This window comes from Candidatus Dactylopiibacterium carminicum (assembly GCF_014736495.1).
Classification (GTDB): Bacteria; Pseudomonadota; Gammaproteobacteria; order Burkholderiales; family Rhodocyclaceae; genus Uliginosibacterium; species Uliginosibacterium carminicum.
The window spans coordinates 1-16,124 of record NZ_MDUX01000020.1 but is presented as its reverse complement, the minus strand read 5'-3'; the positions used below and the strand labels follow the sequence as shown (position 1 = coordinate 16,124).

Sequence of the window (16,124 nt, the reverse complement as noted above, 5' to 3'; positions counted from 1 at the left end):
AGCGCCGTTTCGGCGCAGCCAAAAACGAAACCCGCCGACGGACGATGCCGTGGGCGGGTTGGAGTGAGAAGTGCGAACTTGACGGAGTGCGAACCGCGAACCTGTGCGAACCTCGGTTCGCACCCTGACGCTAGAAAAGCGTCGCGCTCGCGCCCCCCGCATGGGATATTCCGCAGGAAGGGCCCATTTCGCCTCGGGAGCGTGGCTCTGAAGCGACTGTCGCTTCGTCGTCACTGATCCCAAGCATGGAGCGAATCCTACCCTCGGAGCGGTGGATTTGTTGCACGCCGAAAGCCCTGCGAAAAGGACAAACGCGGCAAACCGAGGACAAACGCGGCAAGCATTACCCGGAATTGCCCACGTTTTTGGAAGGCACGCCGCACGCGGCATTGAGTTGGTCGACCACCATCTGCAAGGCACGCTGCCAGCGCCGCCATGCCGTCGTGCGGTCGCAGGCGAAGCGGATGGTGATGTCGCGCCAGCCGTACCGCTTGGCGCGCATCCACACCAGATGCCGTTGCTCGACCTCCAGCCACTGCACCCACTTCATCGTCTCCAGCATCCGGTCGATGGCGTCTGGGGTCGGAGGGAACGGTCGGTAGACGTGCTCGTCGGCAGCGAAGGCTTCCCACTCCTTGCGCACGATGATCGGCCATGTGTTGAAGTAGCCCTGCACGCGCACGGGCGGCAGGCGACGTCCGGTGCTGGCGGCTTCCTCGAAGCGTGCCGCCACGTCGTCAATCGTCCACGGGGTTCGACGGTCAGCCATGACGCACCCCTCCGTATAGCCGTTCCCCGATGCGCCGGATGAACTCGCGCTCGATGAAGTCGAGGCGTTCGTCGGCTTCGTTGACGACGAGGATGTGCTGGTCGCGCCAGCCGCGTTGTTTCATCGCTTCGAGGTCGGTGGTCTCGGGCTGGATGCGCGCCAGCGGGCAGCGGTAGGTGGGCGTGGGAATCTTCATCTCATACCTCCTGTGCCAGATCGTGCTGCGCGATGGCCCAGTGCAGCAGCGCCAGCGCGTCGGCCTCGTTGTCGTCGGACGGCGCGTGGCCGCGCGCGGTGACGGACGCGATCACCTCATCCTTGCCCGCGTTGCCTTTGCCGGTGGCGTGCTTCTTGATCGTGCCGACCGGCACGCCCTGATACGGAATCTGGTGGTGCTCGCACCACGCGGTGAGCGTGGCGAGGAAGCCGCCGTAGGCGTGCGCTGCGTCGGTTGAGACGTGGCGACGCACCTCCTCGAAGTGCAGCGCATCAATGCCGCTGGTCGCGGCCTTTAGTTCCGTGAGCCAATGCTTGAAGCGCAGGAAGCGCATCCCGCCGCCTTCGAAGCGTTGCGGACGGAAGCTCTCACTGCCGCTGCTGATGTGGCCGTCGCTGCCGCGCAGCGCCCAGCCGGTGGTGGTGCCCAAGTCGAGGGCGAGGATGGTCGTGGTCATGGTTGCAGTCCTTGTTTCAGTTCGGACTGACGCATCGGACGGATGACATCGAAACTCTCCATGAGGCGCGCACGCGCACGCGCGCGGGGGAAGTAACGACGTAGTCCGTCAAATCCGTCAGTCGGGTGTGTCGGCATGGCGGTCAGTTGTCGGCATAAGGGGTGTAGGCGGGCGTGGGCGGATGCTTGAGGCCGACTCCACGGAAGCCGCGCAGGCCCGCTGTGTTGCGCCATTTCTCGACGCCACGGGTGATGAGCAGATCGGAGAACCGCTTTTGCGAGCCGATGAACTCGCCAGCGGAATCGGCCCACTGCTTCCAGTCGTTGAACAGCTCTGCGGTGAGCGACTTGGCGTTGGTCTCGCGCACGCAGCGTTCGTCGAGCCAACGGCCCAGCGCGTCTTCGGACTCGAAATACTCCTCCGTCGCTTCAAGCACCTGCTGAGGCGGCGCAAGCCTTCCGAGACGCTGCCAGTCCAGACAGCCCTGAATCGCCCACGCCAGAATGCCGTCGCGTTCGGCCAAGAGCTTCTGCTGGAGGTGTTTGTCGCGGCGTTCGGGCGGCACGGTGATCGTGAACGGAATCAGGTGCAGCCGCCGCTTCATCGCTTCGTCGATGTTGCGGATGGCGGGCTTGTGGTTGCCTGCGACGACCAGCTTGAACTGCGGGAAGAACTCGAAGAAGTCCTGCCGCATGAAACGCGCGGAGATCTTGTCGCCACCAGTGAGGTTCTTGACCTTGGATTCGGCCCAGCGCCGCCCTTGTTCGGTTTCGATGGCGGCCACGAAGCGCGCGCCACGCAGGCCCGCCATGTCGGTCGGATGCCGGTCGGCGCGCGTTTCCATGAAGGTGTCCATCGGCGCGTTGGCCGCGTAGTCGCCCAAGATCGTGGCCAGCGTGTTGACGAACACGGACTTGCCGTTCGCGCCCGTGCCGTACAGGAAGAACAGTGCGTGCTCCTGCGTCGAGCCGGTGAGCGCGTAGCCCGCCATCCGTTGCAGGTAGATTTGCAGCTCGTTGTCGCCACCCGTGACTTCGGCGAGGAACTGCCGCCAGATCGGGCAGTCGCCACCGGGCGTGGCCGTGGTGATCTTCGTCATCCGGTCAGCGCGGTCGTGCGTGCGCTGCCTGCCGGTGGTGAGATCGACCACGCCGCCGGGCGTGTTGAGTAGCCACGGGTCGGCGTCCCATTCGGCGGTGTGGTGGCTGCATGCCTGCGATCCGCGCGCGCCAGCCGTTCGACGCCGCCGACCGTGCCGGAGGTGGCGAGCTTGGCGGCAATCTTCGGGTTTTCCGCGTGGACGGCGGCGTGACGGCAGACGCTGCGGATCAGGTCGGTCGCCGCGAGCGTGTCCTCGGTGCGCCAGCGTTGCCCGTCCCACACCAGCCAGCGTCCCCACGATGCGACGTAGCGCCAGTCGCGGTGATAGCGGCGGGTGAAGGACAGCGCCAGCGCATCCTCGGTGCCCCATACCGATTCGTCGTTGCTGACGACTGGCGCGGCTTCCTCGTCGATGTCGTGCATCTGCAAGCGCGGCCCGTGCGTGAGGAAGGCCGCGATGTCAAAACCCTCGATTGCCGCGTCCGCCGCATCCCAACCCTCGGCAGCGTCTTCGGGCGGATACAGGATGTGGCAGGATTTCGCGCCAGCCGACAGGATGGCCTGCGCCGCTTGCGTCGCGTAGTCCCAGCCCGGCTTGTCGCGGTCGGGCCAGATCAGCACGGCCTTGCCGGTCAGCGGCGACCAGTCGGTTTTGTCCACCGGCGCGTTCGCGCCGTGCATCGCGGTGGTGGCGACGACGCCTGCGCCGATCAGCGCCTGCGCGCATTTCTCGCCTTCGACCAAGACCACCAGCGATGCGCTGACCATGCCCGGCTGGTTGTAGAGCGGACGTGGATCGGGCGGAGCCATCTTGCGGCGGCGCGCGTCCCACGGACGGAACTCCTTCTTCCTGCCGGGCGGGTCGTAGCGGTAGACGACGGCGATCAGCTTGCCGGATGCGTCGAGGTAGTCCCACTTCGCGGTGGCCGGGCCGAGGTCATCGACCGGCGGCACCGATTTGCCCTTGCGCGCCGGTGTCGTCGGAGCGCGCCCGACCAGTTCGGTCGCCGCTTCGAGCACGCGCGGAAAATCCGCGTGCGCATTGACGCCGAGCTGCGCCGCGATCAGCGTGAAGATGTCGCCGCCGTCGCCCGTGGCGCGATCCGTCCACAGGCCGGTCTTGTCGCCGGTGAGCACGACTTCGAGGCTGTCGCCCGGACTGCCCAGCACATCGCCGATCAGGAACTTGCCATTGCGCTTCTTGCCTGCGGGAAACAGTGCCGCCAGCACCGATTCCAGCCGCCCAAGCAGCTCGGTGCGAATGGTGTCGCGTTCGGCGTCGAGGTCATGAGAGGCAGGTGGATTGGCGTCGTTGAAGTCGATCATTCGACCCCCTCGACAGACGATCCGCCGTCGTGTTCGTTGCGGTTCTGGACTGCGTTGCTGCGCGCGGCCCAAGCGGAAAGTTCCGACAGCCGGTAGCGAACCAGCCCCCCATAAGGTAGTGCGGAATCCGGTACTTGGATCGCATCTGATGATCGGCAAACCAGTAGTACGGCAAACGCAAGGCAGCGGCAGCCTGCTTGGCGTCGATCATGGGTTCGACGCCGCCAGCGAATTGGGTTTCATCGTTCATGCCGGTGTCCTCCAGCAGCGGTCTTGCCACGCGCACATGCGGCATTCGAAGTGGGTGGCATCGTTGAATGCGCGCGGCAGCAGTTCACTGGCTTCGGTCGCGGCGATGACCTTCACCGCACGGTCGGTCATGCGTTGCGCCAGCGCGGGATCGAAGGGCACGAGTTCGACGTAGATCTCCATCGTGTCGGCGTTGATCGCGGTAAACAGCGCCGGGTGCTCGTGCAGTTGCAGGTGCGCCTGATACAGCGCGATCTGTGCGGCATAGACCGGCTTGGCGACCGCGAGGCCTTTGGCTTCCAGCTCGCGCCATGCCTTCGCGCCGAGGCATTTGTTCTCCCACAGCGCGGGATAGCGGAAGCCGTCCGGCCCGCCGACGATGACGCCATCGATGTGGCCGCGCAGACGGCCATGCGCGTCGGAGAAGCCGAACTGGCCGCCGTCGGGTTTCTGCGTGCGCAGGTCGAAACCCGCCGCGCGCAGCCACGCGACCATGCAGTCCTCCATGACATGGCCGCGCTCGAAGATGCGCAGCATCCGCCCGCCCATGTCGCGCCCGTGATCCACGGGAGCCTTGGCGTACTCGAACTGCAAGGCGCGCTCGCATTCGATGCCGAGACGCGAGGCACCGAGGTAGTCGCGCGTGGGCTGCTGTTCGCGCGCATGCTGCATCCCGATGTCGATCAGCGCCGTGATCTGGCCGGAGACGCTGGACGAGGAATTGAAGTCCATCATGGCTTCTTCCCCCTCGGCTCGTCCCAGAATTCCTTGTCCTCCAAATCGGAGAAGCCGAACGGATCGGGCGTCGGCTCCATGCCGCGCACGGGCGGGTACTTGGTCGCTTCGTGGTGATCGACCATCGCCTCCGTGTAGCAGGTGACGATGGCGTCGATGACGCGCAGCGCCTCGGCTTCGGCGTAGCTGCCCAAGGGCTTGTCGAAGCCGATCTCGCCCGCCGCCTCGCCGAAAGCCTTGAGGCATTTGCGCATCGCGCCCAGCTCGACATCAGACGGATCGATCATGGCGACCTCCGTCTTGGGCGTGCGCCCTTCCTTCACGCGCATCCAGTTGCCGTAGAGCATGTGGAAGGCGTCCTGACAGCGGCGCGAGCAGAACACCCAATCGATCACGTAGCGGCGCGGATCGGCGGTTTTGAACCGGCCATCCGTGTGGCTGTAGCCGCGCGCCTGTCGTTTGCAGACCCAGCATTTCATTCGCCTCCCTCACTGCGCCCACGCGGGCTTGCCGGTCACCGGCGCGCGCTGCGGCGCGGTGGGCGTGGCGGTGTAGGAAGACGGCGCGGCCTGCGCCGCAGCGCCCGAGGTGCCGCCGCCGGTCTTGGTCTTCGGCGGCACGCCCATGAACTTCGCGTAGTCGGGGTGGTCGGGTTCGACCGCGAGCTTCACGACGTTGGGATCCAGGCCCTTGGCGTCCTTCTCGACGTCCACACGGGCGAGGAACTCGATGCCGTCCAGTTCGTGGAAGCCCTGGATGCGGCGCGCGGCCGCCGCCTGCGGGCCGTTGTCCTGCGGATGGACGTTGCGGGCGCTGTTGAGCGCGGCGCGGATGAAGCTGCGCCCCATCAGGCCCCACGTCGGCCCCTTCTTGGAGTGCAGGCCGATGTTCGACCACATCTTGCGTTTGGCGTGCGCGCCGCCGGTGACGACGAATTCGGCGGCGAGGTAGATCGAGCCGGTCTCGAAGGATTCGGTGGCATAGCCGCCGCCCCAGCCTTGTTCGGGATCGTCGTGACCACCGGGCTTGATGGTCATGCGCACCGGGACGATGGTGCCCTTGGGGATGAGATCGAAGCCTTGCTGCTGTTCGGCGTCGTTGAAGTCGTTCCAGTTCTGCGTGGTCATGGCGATTACTCCTGAGATTCGTGGGATTGGGGAATGGCGGCGCTGGCGGGCACGGGCGTGCCCGCGCACTTGGCGATCAGCGCGTTCAAGTCCGGCGGTTCGAGCAGGTCGAGGCGACCGCTGCGGTCTTTGGCCGGGTAGCCGTAGGGATTGAGGGTGTGGGTGACGAAGGCGCGGAAGCCGCTGCCGTCCTCTGCCTTGATCTCGGCCAGCGTCACGACCTCGTCGACGATGCCGGGCAGTTCGAGGCTGGTCTTGCTGCCCTCGATCTGTGGCACGAACACCTTCCGGTTGTAGTCGTCGAGCCGTTCGTCGAGGATGCAGACGAACACCACGTTCTTGCCGCGCGCGTGTTGCAAGTGCGTCAAGGCACTGACCATCTCCTGGCCGAGCAGGCCGTAAGCGCCGCGCATGTCGGGCTTGCCGGTGCGGTCGCTGACCGCACCCGGTTGCGTCTTGCACCACGCGAAGCACTGGCGCGAGAGCTGCGTGATCGAGTCGAGGAAGAAGGTGTGGTAGCGGTCGAGCTGCCCCGGGTCGCCGAACTTCTCGGTGACGTGGTCGTAGTGCGCCTGCGAGAACGCGGCGTCCGGCGGCAAGGACTTGTCCGGCCCGGCGAGGAACACGAAGAAGTCGCGCGATTCCGGCCAAGACGCCGGACGGATGGTGTCGCCCGGCCAGTCGGCCACGGCGAGGTCGCCCGCCTCGATGTCGATGAACAACGTGGTCTTCGGGTCGAGGTCTTTGAGCCGGGTGGTCTTGCCGATGCCGGACTTGCCGAGCATCAGGAGCTTCACACCCTTGCGCTCGGCCATGCGCTGCTGCGCGGAGATGATCGGGAGGGACATCACGCCACCTCCTTCAGTTCGTCGGCGACGGCGGGATTCCAGAGAATCTGGTAGCCGCTGTGGCCGTTGCGCGAGTACGGCATGGCCTCGGCCCACGCTTCACCGGCCTCGGTCAGTTCCCATTCGTCGCGGTCGTTGCGGAACTGGAAGCCGCCCGCCGACAGCAACTGGTTCGTGGCCTTGGCCGAGCGGTTCAGCAGCTTGCCCAGCTGCGTGGCGTTCAAGGCGCAGATCGGCTCGTTGGCCGACGGCAGCGCGCGGCGCAGCACCTCGGTGGTGATGCCGGTGTTCTCCTGAATGCAGGTCAGCGTCGCCGCCGCCGCGATGCCCGGCTTCACGCCCGGCACCTTCGCCACGGCCTCGCCGATCAGCAGGATGGCGGACACGCGGTCGTGGGTCGGCGCTGGCAAAGCCGCCAACGTGCCGGGGACGGCATACGCGCCGGTCTTGCGGATCGTGGGCAGAACTTCCTCGAACACCCAACGCTCGAACCGTTCGGCGGCAGGGAGCTTACTGTTCACAACCAGACGGAACAGGTCAGGCTCTGAGATGATCCGAACCTCCTGAGTGCCGCCGGGCGTCTGAAGGGGGTAGCGTTTTGCGACCCCCTTGCAGTGCTTGGAGATAGCGTCCGAGGGATTGGCGTAGCCGAGCACACCGGCAACGTCCTTACCGACGAACCACACCTCGCCGTTGTCATCGACCACGGTGCGAACGGCGTGGTTATCGAACTGGAAGGGAATGATCGCGCTCATGATCAGCCCTCCCACGCGATGTCGGCGATGCGGTCGGCACCGCGCGCGGCGCGCTTGCGCACCTCGGCGTGGAGGTCTTCCAGCGTGTTGCGGCGGCGGTTCAAGGCCGACGCTTCCGCGCTGGCGGTCTGGATGGCGAAGGCCAGTTCGTCCACCGTGGCCGCGTCGAGCGCGACGGCGACCACGTTGCCGTCGGCGCTGCGGTAGTAGATGTCTGTGGGCAGGGATTCGCCGAAGATGGACGGCAGCTGCTTGCGCAGCAAAGCGATGAGGCTGGTGCTCATGATCAGTGCTCCGAATCGAGGGAAAGGGTGAAAGACGGCTTGCCCGGCTCGACCGTGCGAGCGGCGGCGAACTCCTGCTGGAGCGTCGGCGGCCAGTTGGTGAAGCGCGATTCGGAAACCGCCAGCTTCACGTCGAGGAAGTGCTCGATCTTCTCGCCGGAGGCCACGATGTGGGCGGCGATGTCGCCCAGCTTCTTCTGATCCCAACTGACCTTCTTGGGCAGTTCGAACTTGATGTGCAGCGGGCCGTCGTCGAGATGCGCGGTGCCGAAGTCGCGGTCGGAATCGCGCAGCGCCATGCGCGCCTGCTCGCCGTAGGCGGCGTCGAGCGCCGCGTCGAACTTGGTGCGCGCCTTCTTGAGCCAGTCGAGGGCTTCGTCGAGGTTCTTGTCGATCTCGGCCTTCTGCGCGGCAGGCAGCGCGGCCAACTGGCTGACGGACATCGCGGCGATGTCGGCGGGAAAGAGGGTCAAATCGTTCATGACCGTCTCCTCACTGGTACGCACGAGTGAAGCTGGAGTAGCGCGAGACGCGCCGCTCGAAGGCTTCGATTTCGTGCAGCAGGTAGGTGACCCGGTGGCCGAGCTTGCAGTAGATCGGCCCGAGCTGTTCCTGACGCCAGCGGCGCAGGGTCTTGACGGAAAGCCCCCACCGGATGGCGAGCTGGTTTTCGTCGAGGGCGATGCGCGGCGTCCCGCCCGGCATCGGCTGATGCGCGATCAGCCCGGTTTTGGTGGAAAGGGTTTGGGGTTGCATTGCGATGTGCCTCCTAGATGAAATGGGCACATCGCAGTCTCCGCACGGGTTTATGGCCCGTGTGTAGTTCGATTTGTAGTCGGATTTATGGGTTGCGTCGCAGGCGGTATTTCCCGCGCGAAACCTTTTCGATCACGTCCTCGCAGCTCGGGGTCTCGTTGAAAGCGTTGTCGAATGACTGATAGCCAGTGTTGACGGTGACGGCACCATTGACTTCCGCCCACGACATCACGGGCGGTGCGTGTCCATCGGTGCCCCACATCTGCTTGATAATCTTTGCGCGCGCTTCGGTGAGTTCGATTGACGATGTCATGTGCGGGAGCTTGAGCCGCGTACCGTTCAAGAATTGCACGGGCTCCGGTTCGCCCACGGTGGTGACGTATCCGCGCAGGACACGGTTGAATGCATCGGTGTCGAACGCGTCCACTCCATCGAACACGCGCACGAGCTCGTCGAGGCCTCGCATGGCGTGATCACGCGGAAGTGCTGCTTCGATACGCCGAGGGCACAGGACGACACCGCCACGCGCCCAGCCCGAATCGGCAAGGACGGCAGTGGTCTTGTCTTGCGGCGCGCGCGACCACGCTCGCCCGACGAACACCGGCGCGAAGTCGTGTGTGTTGGCGATTCGCATCTCGCCGAGGTGCCACAGGTGGTTCGGTATGCGGTTCTGAATGGCGGAGCATCGGCGGGCCTCGATGCCGATCAGCGCGGCCAGATCATTGAGCCACGAATCCATCTGGATGGAATACAGCGCAATGTCCGCCAACGGTTGCACGACGGTTCGCCCGTTCTGCGGACTACGGTATTGGAATCGGCCTGCGTCCTCATCCACCTCGACTTCGATTTCCTGCTCGGAATCGAGGAACGGCACCATCACATGGGTGTGGAAGCCTGCGGGCGCAATCCAGCGACGCTGAAGGAACTGCCGTCCGTCGCGTCCGAGGCTCGCAGCCAAGACTGGCGCGTCCAGACGTGGCAGGTTGTTCAGTGCGAGAAAGAAGCTCAGATACGGTGACATCGTCAGCGTCCTCCTCAGAACTGGCTCAACACGCCGATCTTGGTGAGCTGCTCCAGCACGCGCTTGCGGTCGTCCTCCGTCCGGCTCTTGTCGTTCAGCCCGTTCGGAGCGGTGATCTGCACGGCGACGTTGTGCGCTTTTCGATGCGGTTGCTTGGCCATGCGCATCACCAGCTTCACCTGCACAAGCGCGTACTGGCTCAGGTCGTCGGCGCTGTAGTCTTTATAGGCGACCTGATAGATGCTGCGACCATCGCGGCGGTCGCGGGTGATTTCCATCTTGCTCGACAGTTGCCGAACGACAGTGCGCCCGCTGATCTCCGACTGCTGCTCGAACGGACGCGCCACCTTGATCTGGAGAATCGAGATGCTCTCGATGCCCGCGATGCGATCCCGTTCGAGGCGCTTGAGCATCTCCGATGTCGAAAAGCCGAGCAGGTCGAACTGGCGCATGGGCATGTCGTCGATGTCGCCATCGTGCGCCAGCGCCACGTCACGGAAGATCGTGGCCAGTTCGCGGCGTGCTTCTCGGTCTTCGCAGAACACGCTGAGCGCGCCGGTTTCCGGCTCCCACGAAAAGCGCGCCGACATCGCGGCAGGTTCCTCGTGATCGACGACCTGCCCGTTGGCGACCTGCTGGTAGTGAGCCGTCGAGCCGTTGAACGTCGCAGTCAACGTGTGGAGCAATGCCGGGTCATCTTCGTCGGCATCTTCATCGCCATCGCGCTGGGCGTGCGAGAGGTCGCGCCGCGTGAACTGTTCAATCAGGATTTGATCCTTCGGCACCTGCGGAAACAGATCGGCGATCCGCGTGCGCAGCACCTCCTGCACGTCCGTGCCCGTCTTCGGCAGCACGCCCTTGGGGCCGAGGTAGTGGCTGGAGTAGTGGTCGCTCTTCCACTGACGATGCATCACTTGCAGGTGGGTGTTCGGCCTGATCGAACCGATCTTCGCGTCGCGCGCCGTTCTCTGGGAACTCCTGCAAGATGCACAGGTACAGCGCGCGGCTGTACCGGTCGCTGGGCATCGCCAGAACGGCGGCATCGTCGGTGCGCTGCTCGTCGAGCAAGGATTGGACGGCCTGCGCGCCGTAGTCGTCTTCGAGCAGCATGACCCGTTCGGCAGCGCGCTCGATGTTCTGCTGGGCGGTGACTTCCAGCTTGGTGACGGCGTGGAAGATCGCCTGACGGGATTCGACCGGGAGCTTGCCCTTGGCCGCGTCGGCCAGCGCGTGCAGTTCCGGCAGCGCCGCGCCGCTGGCCTGTTCAAGCAAGCGCATCGCGAGGCCGGGGCGTTTCAGCTTTCGCAGCAGGCCGACGAAGTGCTCCATGTTCGGCAGGATGGTCGAGCCATCATCGAATCGTTGTTCGCGCGCACGTTTCGGAGTCGACTGCTTGGCGACAGCCGATTTCTGCGGGGCGGTGGAGGCTTGGCCGGTTGGCATAGGCAGGTTCCTTCAAAAAAGTGCGCGATTGCGCGAATGGTTAATGGCGAGACTCAAAAAATGCCGACGCGAAGTCGGCGCGGTGGGCGGGCAGGCGGAGGTCAGCGCATCACGGCCTCCTGTCGGGTCAGGCCATAGCGATCCAAACGCACCTGAATGAAGCGGCGGTTGACGCCGAATCGGGTGGCCAAGGCTTTCTCCAAGCATTCCATGTCGAAGAAGCCGATGTCGCCGTCCGCCGTGAGGCGCAGGGCCGTGCCGGGGATGTCCGGATCAAGGGACGGGCTGCGATGGATGGTGACGCCGTACTTCGGCGCAAGCTCCTCGACAGCGGCGTTCAGGCGCTGGCGCGGCACGAGCAGCGACCCCATGAACTCGTTGGCGCGCAGCTCAGCGAAATGCTCGTCCGAGGTCGGCCCGATCCGGTTGCCTGCCGCCAGCGACTTTGCCAGATGATCGCTGTCCGGCGTCGTGGTTGCGGTAGGCTCGTTGCGTAGAAGGTTCGATGGCGTCGAACAGGCCCGGCCCCTTGCTGCCTTGAAAAATCCAACCGGGTGCGTCGAACACCGCGTGCCCCAGTTCGTGGGCGAGCGTGCTGAGAGCCAGCAGTTCGCTGAGTTTCTCGCCGACGGGCGAGACGGACACCATCGCCGTGTCGGGGACGCCGGGGTCGTACTCGCAGATGCCGAAGACGTGGTTGCCCTGTTCGTCATGCACGTCGTAGTCGGTGCTGACCTCCAGCGAGATGTCGATGCCGTTGACCTTCAAGCCATCGATCTGGCGCAGCGTATCGAAGGAGATGGCGTCGATGCTGGCCGCGACCAGTTGCTGACGCGCGAGCGCGGCGATGCCTTCGACGTCAGCGTGCTTGAGGTACTTGGGGCGTTTCCGGTCGCAATGCCGGTAGTCAAGCGTCAGAACCGGCATTCACTTCTTCTCCGTCACTTGCCTGCGGTACATCCGCACCAGATTGCCCACATCATCGCGGATGTCCGGCGGCAGTCGGCTGGCCTCGACGAAGGCGTCGTCGGCGCTGATGCCCAGAATCTCTGCGGCTTTGCGGATCAGCTCGTCCTTCGGTGGCTTTTCCATGTCGCGCTCGATGCGCGACCAGTAGGCGGGCGAGATCTCCAGTTGCCGCGCGAAGTCATTCATCTGAATGCCTTTCTCTTCGCGCTTCTTGCGGATGAAGGCTCCAAAGGGCATGGTTGTTACCTGATTGCGTGATTAGTTAATGGCTGGATCGTATCAACCCTCCGTCAGCCTGTCAACTGTTTCGTGAACGCGCAATTTTGGGGACTGCGCGGCATCGGCATTACCCGGAATTGCCATCCGCTTCGGAAGATCAGGCTCACTATCCCTGACGGTTGCTATTCCTCGGAGCCGTCATGAAGAACCTCGAACTGCCATCCCCTGCGGCGATGCATCCGGCCGCCCGCGCAGCGGAGATCACCACCATCCTTGCTGCGGCCATCACCCGCAGCCTTGTCTCTGGCGAGCCCAAACCGGGCGCGGTTCGCCTTGGCTTCCTGCCCAACCAGCGCGTTCATGCAACCCCGTCTCAACAGGAGAAGTTGCAATGAACGAAAGCCAATCATCCATCTCGGCCCGCATCGCGGCGCTGGCCGATCTGCCACTCGCCGATCTATGGGCCGAGTGGGATCGGTACTTCAGCCGCCGCCCCATGAAAACCAACCGGGCCTTCATCGAATCCCGCGTCGCCTACAAGTTGCAGGAGGAGGCGTTCGGCGGTCTGTCGCCGACCACACGCCAACGACTGGAGGCCATCGGCTCGCAGCATTCCAAGATCAAGCTGAGGGCGAAGCCGCTCGACCACCACTTCGCGCCGGGCACCGTGTTGCTGCGCGAATGGGGCGAGCGCGACCACAAGGTCACGGTCACCGCCGAAGGGCGGTTCGAGTACGAAGGCAGCAGCTACAAGAGCCTGACCGCCGTGGCGCGCGCGATCACCGGCACGCATTGGTCGGGGCCGCTGTTCTTCGGCCTTGCCAGCAAGGCAGGTGCGCGATGAACGGCCCTTCGCACATCGCCACGACCAAGACGCGCAAACGCTGCGCGGTGTACTGCCGGGTGTCTTCGGACGAACGTCTCGATCAGGAATTCAACTCCATCGACGCCCAGAAGGAGGCGGGCCACGCCTTCATCGCCAGCCAGCGCGCCGAGGGCTGGATTCCGGTGGCGGACGACTACGACGACCCCGGGTTCTCCGGCGGCAATACCGACCGGCCCGCCTTGAAGCGTCTGATGACCGACATCCAGCGCGGTCAGATCGACATCGTGGTGGTCTACAAGATCGACCGCCTGACCCGCAGCCTCGCGGACTTTTCCAAGATGGTGGACGTGTTCGAGCGCCACGGCGTGTCCTTCGTCTCGGTCACGCAGCAGTTCAACACCACGACATCGATGGGGAGGCTGACGCTGAACATCCTGCTGTCCTTCGCGCAGTTCGAACGCGAGGTCACCGGCGAGCGTATCCGCGACAAGATCGCAGCCGCCAAGAAAAAAGGCTTGTGGATGGGCGGTGTCCCCCCGCTGGGCTACGACGTCGCCACCCGGCAACTGGTCATCAACGAAACCGAGGCCGCCGTGGTGCGGCGCATCTTCGAGGAGATGCTGACCATCGGCTCACCGACGCAGATCGCGGCCCGCCTGACCGCCGATGGCGTCACCACCAAGGCATGGACGACGCAGGAGGGGCAGACCCGCTCAGGGGCGCGCATCGACAAGAAGTACCTGCACAAGCTGCTGCGCAATCGCATCTATCTGGGCGAACTGTCCCACAAGGGCAGCTGGTTCCCCGGCGCGCACCCGGCGATCATCGATCCGGGTCTGTGGGGCAAGGTGCATGAGGTGCTGTCCCAAGATGGGCACGCGCGCAGCGTCGCCACGAAGATTCGCTCGCGTACCGACGCCCTGCTGCGCGGCCTGCTGTACGCGCCATCGGGCGAGCGGATGTACCCGACCTATGCGCGCAAGAACGGCAACCAGTACCGCTACTACGTCTCGAAGTCGGAGAGCCGTTTCGGCGCGCCGGGCAAGGGCTTCGAACGTCTGCCTGCGCCGGAAATCGAAGCAGCGGTGGTGGCGCAGATGCGCACGGTGCTGACCAGCCCCGAAGCCATCGCATCGGTGGTTCGGCACATCCGGAAGACTGGCGCGCAGATCGATGAAGCTGCGACGGTGATGGCGATGGGACGGCTCAACGACGTGTGGGATCAGCTTTTCCCGGTCGAGCGCCACCGCATCGCCAACCTGATGATCGAGCGCATCGACCTCGTCCACGCGGGCGAAGTGCAAGGCATCCGGGTGAAGTGGCGTGAGCTGGGCTGGAACGCGCTGGTCGAGGAGTTCGCGCCGGGCAGCATCGGGGCAGAACTGATGGAGGTGGAGTGATGACGGACGACGCCATGACCACCTTCCGTGCCACTGGCTTTCCGCCGCCGGGGCGCGAGGCGCGTGCTGGAGCAAGACCAGTGCGTCCACGACGTGACCTTGCTGGAAGGCGTGGCGCGCGCGTTCTACTGGCAGCACCTGCTGGACAGCGGCGTGATGCAGAGCGGCTCGGCCATTGCCCGCGCCGAGAGGCTGCATCAATCCGTGGTCAACGAGCTGTTGCGCCTGACGCTGCTGGCCCCGGACATCATCGAGCAGTTCATGGCAGGCACGCAGCCGCGTCGCCTCAACCTGATTTGGTTCCAGCGCCATCCCTTGATGGTGGACTGGCAGGCTCAACGCGATCTGATCGCCAGCTTCAGGGAGGATGCATGAGCAAGAAGCATCGTGGGCGCGCGACCGGCGACGCCGTTACCTACCAGACGCCTTTGCCTGCGGGCGGCGTGCAGATCGAAACCTTCCTGCCGTGGAAGCTCGTGCAGCGCGGCTTCAAGAAGGAAGTGATCACGCCACTGGATGCGCCGCAAGTATTCGTCGAGGAGGCCCAGCGCGAACAGCGGTTGCGGGAAGCGGCGCGGGACACGCCGTTGATGCGTGCTCTGGGTCTGGCGTACCACTGGCAGCGGTTGCTGGATGAAGGAAAGTTCGGCTCCATGACCGAGATCGCCGCCGCCGAGGACATCGACTTGGGGCAGGCCAGCCGCATTTACCGGCTGGCGCAACTGGCTCCCGATCTGGTCGAGGGCATGGCCGAAGGCCGTCTCGACGTGAGCCTCACGTCCTTGCTGCGCGGCAGGTTTACGCCGTACTGGCAGGGGCAGCGGGGTGAGCTGGACGCCAGCCTGCGTTGACGCACGCCTTGCCGACCTGCCGCCGCAAGGCGGCCTTTTTTTCGCCCATCGCCAGCCCGGTCGCCTGCGGCCACCAGACGAAAACCGCAACCGACCGCCCTCCGACCTGCGTCAATCCATGACTTCGCCCCTTGAAAGCTCAAGAGGGGTGCAGAGAACGGAGAGGCCCGAACGCCCGGAAACGGCCCGGAACCGACCTGCGGCGGGGTGGCGTGTCCAAGAGGCGAACGCCGGAAACCGCGCCAGCACTGGGGTTTCGGGCAAGAAAAAACCCAACCGAGAACGGTTGGGTTTTGGATAAATGGTGGAGGCGGCGGGAATCGAACCCGCGTCCGCAAGACTTCCACAACTGGATCTACATACTTAGCCGCTCTATTTGAATTTAACCCCGTGCTTAGCCGACCGGCAGGCCGACACGAGGCGAGTCACCTTGAGTTTAGCTCCGCACCAAGTAACCCGATGCGGCACGAGTCTCTGTGAATGACGCTGCTGCGGGTTTCCCCACCTGACCCAGAGACCGATCCAGTGCAGCGGCTGTAGCCTTAAGCGGCTACTGCGAATTGCTCGTCGTTGGCGAGTATAGATTTCCAGATGGATTTACGAGGTGACTGGTCCTCGGTATGCACCACGTCGCTTCTTGACCCACGTCGAAGCCAGGTCGCCCCCGGTTCCGTAGCCGATGCCAACGCGCATCGGAAAAGCCCTTGTATTCTAGCTGAATCGCCCCGGGTTTCCTAGACAGCCCCGAGCTTCATGAAATACTGTTTTTCA

General features: G+C 64.6%; 24 protein-coding genes, 1 other RNA gene and 1 pseudogene. 5 read left to right on the top strand and 21 right to left on the bottom strand.

What is annotated here, in order from left to right; all coding sequences use genetic code 11:
* Positions 1 to 343 precede the first annotated feature (343 nt).
* The 20 genes and pseudogenes from BGI27_RS07825 to BGI27_RS07745 all read right to left on the bottom strand — a co-directional run bounded on the left by BGI27_RS07825 (position 344) and on the right by BGI27_RS07745 (position 12,294).
* Positions 344 to 769 (bottom strand): DUF6362 family protein, encoded by a 426-nt coding sequence (locus tag BGI27_RS07825; RefSeq protein ID WP_095524327.1) that lies wholly within the window; start codon positions 767 to 769, stop codon positions 344 to 346.
* The gene (locus tag BGI27_RS07820) at positions 762 to 965 is read right to left on the bottom strand and encodes a hypothetical protein (RefSeq protein ID WP_095524326.1); all 204 of its coding nucleotides are present in this window, start codon (positions 963 to 965) and stop codon (positions 762 to 764) included. Before BGI27_RS07820 ends, BGI27_RS07825 begins: the two co-directional genes overlap by 8 nt.
* A gap of 1 nt (position 966) precedes the next feature.
* Positions 967 to 1,443 carry a crossover junction endodeoxyribonuclease RuvC gene (locus BGI27_RS07815; RefSeq protein WP_095524325.1) on the bottom strand — a complete coding sequence of 159 codons (477 nt, stop codon included), beginning with the start codon at positions 1,441 to 1,443 and terminating at the stop codon, positions 967 to 969.
* Between the two features lie 142 nt (positions 1,444 to 1,585).
* Positions 1,586 to 2,761: a phage/plasmid primase, P4 family gene (locus tag BGI27_RS17990; RefSeq protein WP_338140497.1), complete on the bottom strand. Its 1,176-nt coding sequence runs from the start codon at positions 2,759 to 2,761 to the stop codon at positions 1,586 to 1,588.
* Positions 2,683 to 2,967, bottom strand: a pseudogene (locus BGI27_RS18780) (hypothetical protein); the annotation flags it as partial. The pseudogene BGI27_RS18780 and the gene BGI27_RS17990, both read right to left, overlap by 79 nt.
* 862 nt (positions 2,968 to 3,829) lie before the next feature.
* Entirely contained in the window at positions 3,830 to 4,120 is a 291-nt protein-coding gene (locus BGI27_RS07805; protein WP_223871675.1) for a hypothetical protein, read from the bottom strand.
* Positions 4,117 to 4,854, bottom strand: a complete 738-nt coding sequence (locus tag BGI27_RS07800; protein ID WP_095524324.1) for a PD-(D/E)XK nuclease family protein — start codon at positions 4,852 to 4,854, stop codon at positions 4,117 to 4,119. The genes BGI27_RS07805 and BGI27_RS07800 overlap by 4 nt, the downstream gene beginning before the upstream one ends.
* Positions 4,851 to 5,333 carry a DUF6511 domain-containing protein gene (locus BGI27_RS07795; protein ID WP_095524323.1) on the bottom strand — a complete coding sequence of 161 codons (483 nt, stop codon included), beginning with the start codon at positions 5,331 to 5,333 and terminating at the stop codon, positions 4,851 to 4,853. Before BGI27_RS07795 ends, BGI27_RS07800 begins: the two co-directional genes overlap by 4 nt.
* A 9-nt stretch (positions 5,334 to 5,342) precedes the next feature.
* Entirely contained in the window at positions 5,343 to 5,981 is a 639-nt protein-coding gene (locus tag BGI27_RS07790) for a hypothetical protein (RefSeq protein ID WP_095524322.1), read from the bottom strand.
* A gap of 5 nt (positions 5,982 to 5,986) precedes the next feature.
* A complete protein-coding gene (locus tag BGI27_RS07785) occupies positions 5,987 to 6,829 on the bottom strand; it encodes an ATP-binding protein (RefSeq protein ID WP_170942981.1) in 843 nt (280 codons plus the stop codon).
* On the bottom strand, positions 6,829 to 7,584 hold the full coding sequence (locus BGI27_RS07780; protein ID WP_095524320.1) for a BRO-N domain-containing protein: 756 nt from the start codon (positions 7,582 to 7,584) through the stop codon (positions 6,829 to 6,831). Before BGI27_RS07780 ends, BGI27_RS07785 begins: the two co-directional genes overlap by 1 nt.
* A gap of 2 nt (positions 7,585 to 7,586) precedes the next feature.
* On the bottom strand, positions 7,587 to 7,868 hold the full coding sequence (locus BGI27_RS07775; protein WP_095524319.1) for a hypothetical protein: 282 nt from the start codon (positions 7,866 to 7,868) through the stop codon (positions 7,587 to 7,589).
* A 2-nt stretch (positions 7,869 to 7,870) separates the two neighbouring features.
* The gene (locus BGI27_RS07770; protein ID WP_095524318.1) at positions 7,871 to 8,350 is read right to left on the bottom strand and encodes a hypothetical protein; all 480 of its coding nucleotides are present in this window, start codon (positions 8,348 to 8,350) and stop codon (positions 7,871 to 7,873) included.
* A 10-nt stretch (positions 8,351 to 8,360) separates the two neighbouring features.
* Entirely contained in the window at positions 8,361 to 8,624 is a 264-nt protein-coding gene (locus tag BGI27_RS07765; protein WP_095524317.1) for a helix-turn-helix transcriptional regulator, read from the bottom strand.
* A gap of 85 nt (positions 8,625 to 8,709) precedes the next feature.
* Positions 8,710 to 9,645, bottom strand: a complete 936-nt coding sequence (locus BGI27_RS07760; RefSeq protein WP_095524316.1) for a hypothetical protein — start codon at positions 9,643 to 9,645, stop codon at positions 8,710 to 8,712.
* Between the two features lie 14 nt (positions 9,646 to 9,659).
* The gene (locus BGI27_RS17985) at positions 9,660 to 10,499 is read right to left on the bottom strand and encodes a hypothetical protein (protein WP_223871674.1); all 840 of its coding nucleotides are present in this window, start codon (positions 10,497 to 10,499) and stop codon (positions 9,660 to 9,662) included.
* Positions 10,405 to 11,088: a hypothetical protein gene (locus BGI27_RS17980; protein ID WP_223871673.1), complete on the bottom strand. Its 684-nt coding sequence runs from the start codon at positions 11,086 to 11,088 to the stop codon at positions 10,405 to 10,407. The genes BGI27_RS17985 and BGI27_RS17980 overlap by 95 nt, the downstream gene beginning before the upstream one ends.
* A 101-nt stretch (positions 11,089 to 11,189) precedes the next feature.
* A complete protein-coding gene (locus tag BGI27_RS17975; RefSeq protein ID WP_223871672.1) occupies positions 11,190 to 11,459 on the bottom strand; it encodes a hypothetical protein in 270 nt (89 codons plus the stop codon).
* A 19-nt stretch (positions 11,460 to 11,478) separates the two neighbouring features.
* Positions 11,479 to 12,015, bottom strand: coding sequence for a hypothetical protein (locus BGI27_RS07750; protein ID WP_223871671.1), 537 nt, complete (start codon positions 12,013 to 12,015; stop codon positions 11,479 to 11,481).
* Entirely contained in the window at positions 12,016 to 12,294 is a 279-nt protein-coding gene (locus BGI27_RS07745; protein ID WP_095524315.1) for a helix-turn-helix domain-containing protein, read from the bottom strand.
* 182 nt (positions 12,295 to 12,476) lie between these two features.
* Between BGI27_RS07745 and BGI27_RS07740 the strand changes: the two genes are divergently transcribed.
* From BGI27_RS07740 to BGI27_RS07720, 5 genes are all read left to right on the top strand, one after another.
* On the top strand, positions 12,477 to 12,671 hold the full coding sequence (locus BGI27_RS07740; RefSeq protein ID WP_095524314.1) for a hypothetical protein: 195 nt from the start codon (positions 12,477 to 12,479) through the stop codon (positions 12,669 to 12,671).
* On the top strand, positions 12,668 to 13,120 hold the full coding sequence (locus tag BGI27_RS07735; protein ID WP_095524313.1) for a DUF2924 domain-containing protein: 453 nt from the start codon (positions 12,668 to 12,670) through the stop codon (positions 13,118 to 13,120). The genes BGI27_RS07740 and BGI27_RS07735 overlap by 4 nt, the downstream gene beginning before the upstream one ends.
* The gene (locus BGI27_RS07730) at positions 13,117 to 14,502 is read left to right on the top strand and encodes a recombinase family protein (RefSeq protein ID WP_095524312.1); all 1,386 of its coding nucleotides are present in this window, start codon (positions 13,117 to 13,119) and stop codon (positions 14,500 to 14,502) included. The genes BGI27_RS07735 and BGI27_RS07730 overlap by 4 nt, the downstream gene beginning before the upstream one ends.
* 63 nt (positions 14,503 to 14,565) lie before the next feature.
* Positions 14,566 to 14,877 carry a site-specific recombinase resolvase gene (locus tag BGI27_RS07725; protein ID WP_223871670.1) on the top strand — a complete coding sequence of 104 codons (312 nt, stop codon included), beginning with the start codon at positions 14,566 to 14,568 and terminating at the stop codon, positions 14,875 to 14,877.
* Positions 14,874 to 15,353 (top strand): LacI family transcriptional regulator, encoded by a 480-nt coding sequence (locus tag BGI27_RS07720; RefSeq protein ID WP_095524310.1) that lies wholly within the window; start codon positions 14,874 to 14,876, stop codon positions 15,351 to 15,353. Before BGI27_RS07725 ends, BGI27_RS07720 begins: the two co-directional genes overlap by 4 nt.
* A gap of 302 nt (positions 15,354 to 15,655) precedes the next feature.
* On the opposite strand, the gene ssrA is transcribed toward BGI27_RS07720, so the two are convergent.
* Positions 15,656 to 16,019, bottom strand: a transfer-messenger RNA (tmRNA) gene (ssrA, locus tag BGI27_RS07715).
* Positions 16,020 to 16,124: the final 105 nt, after the last annotated feature.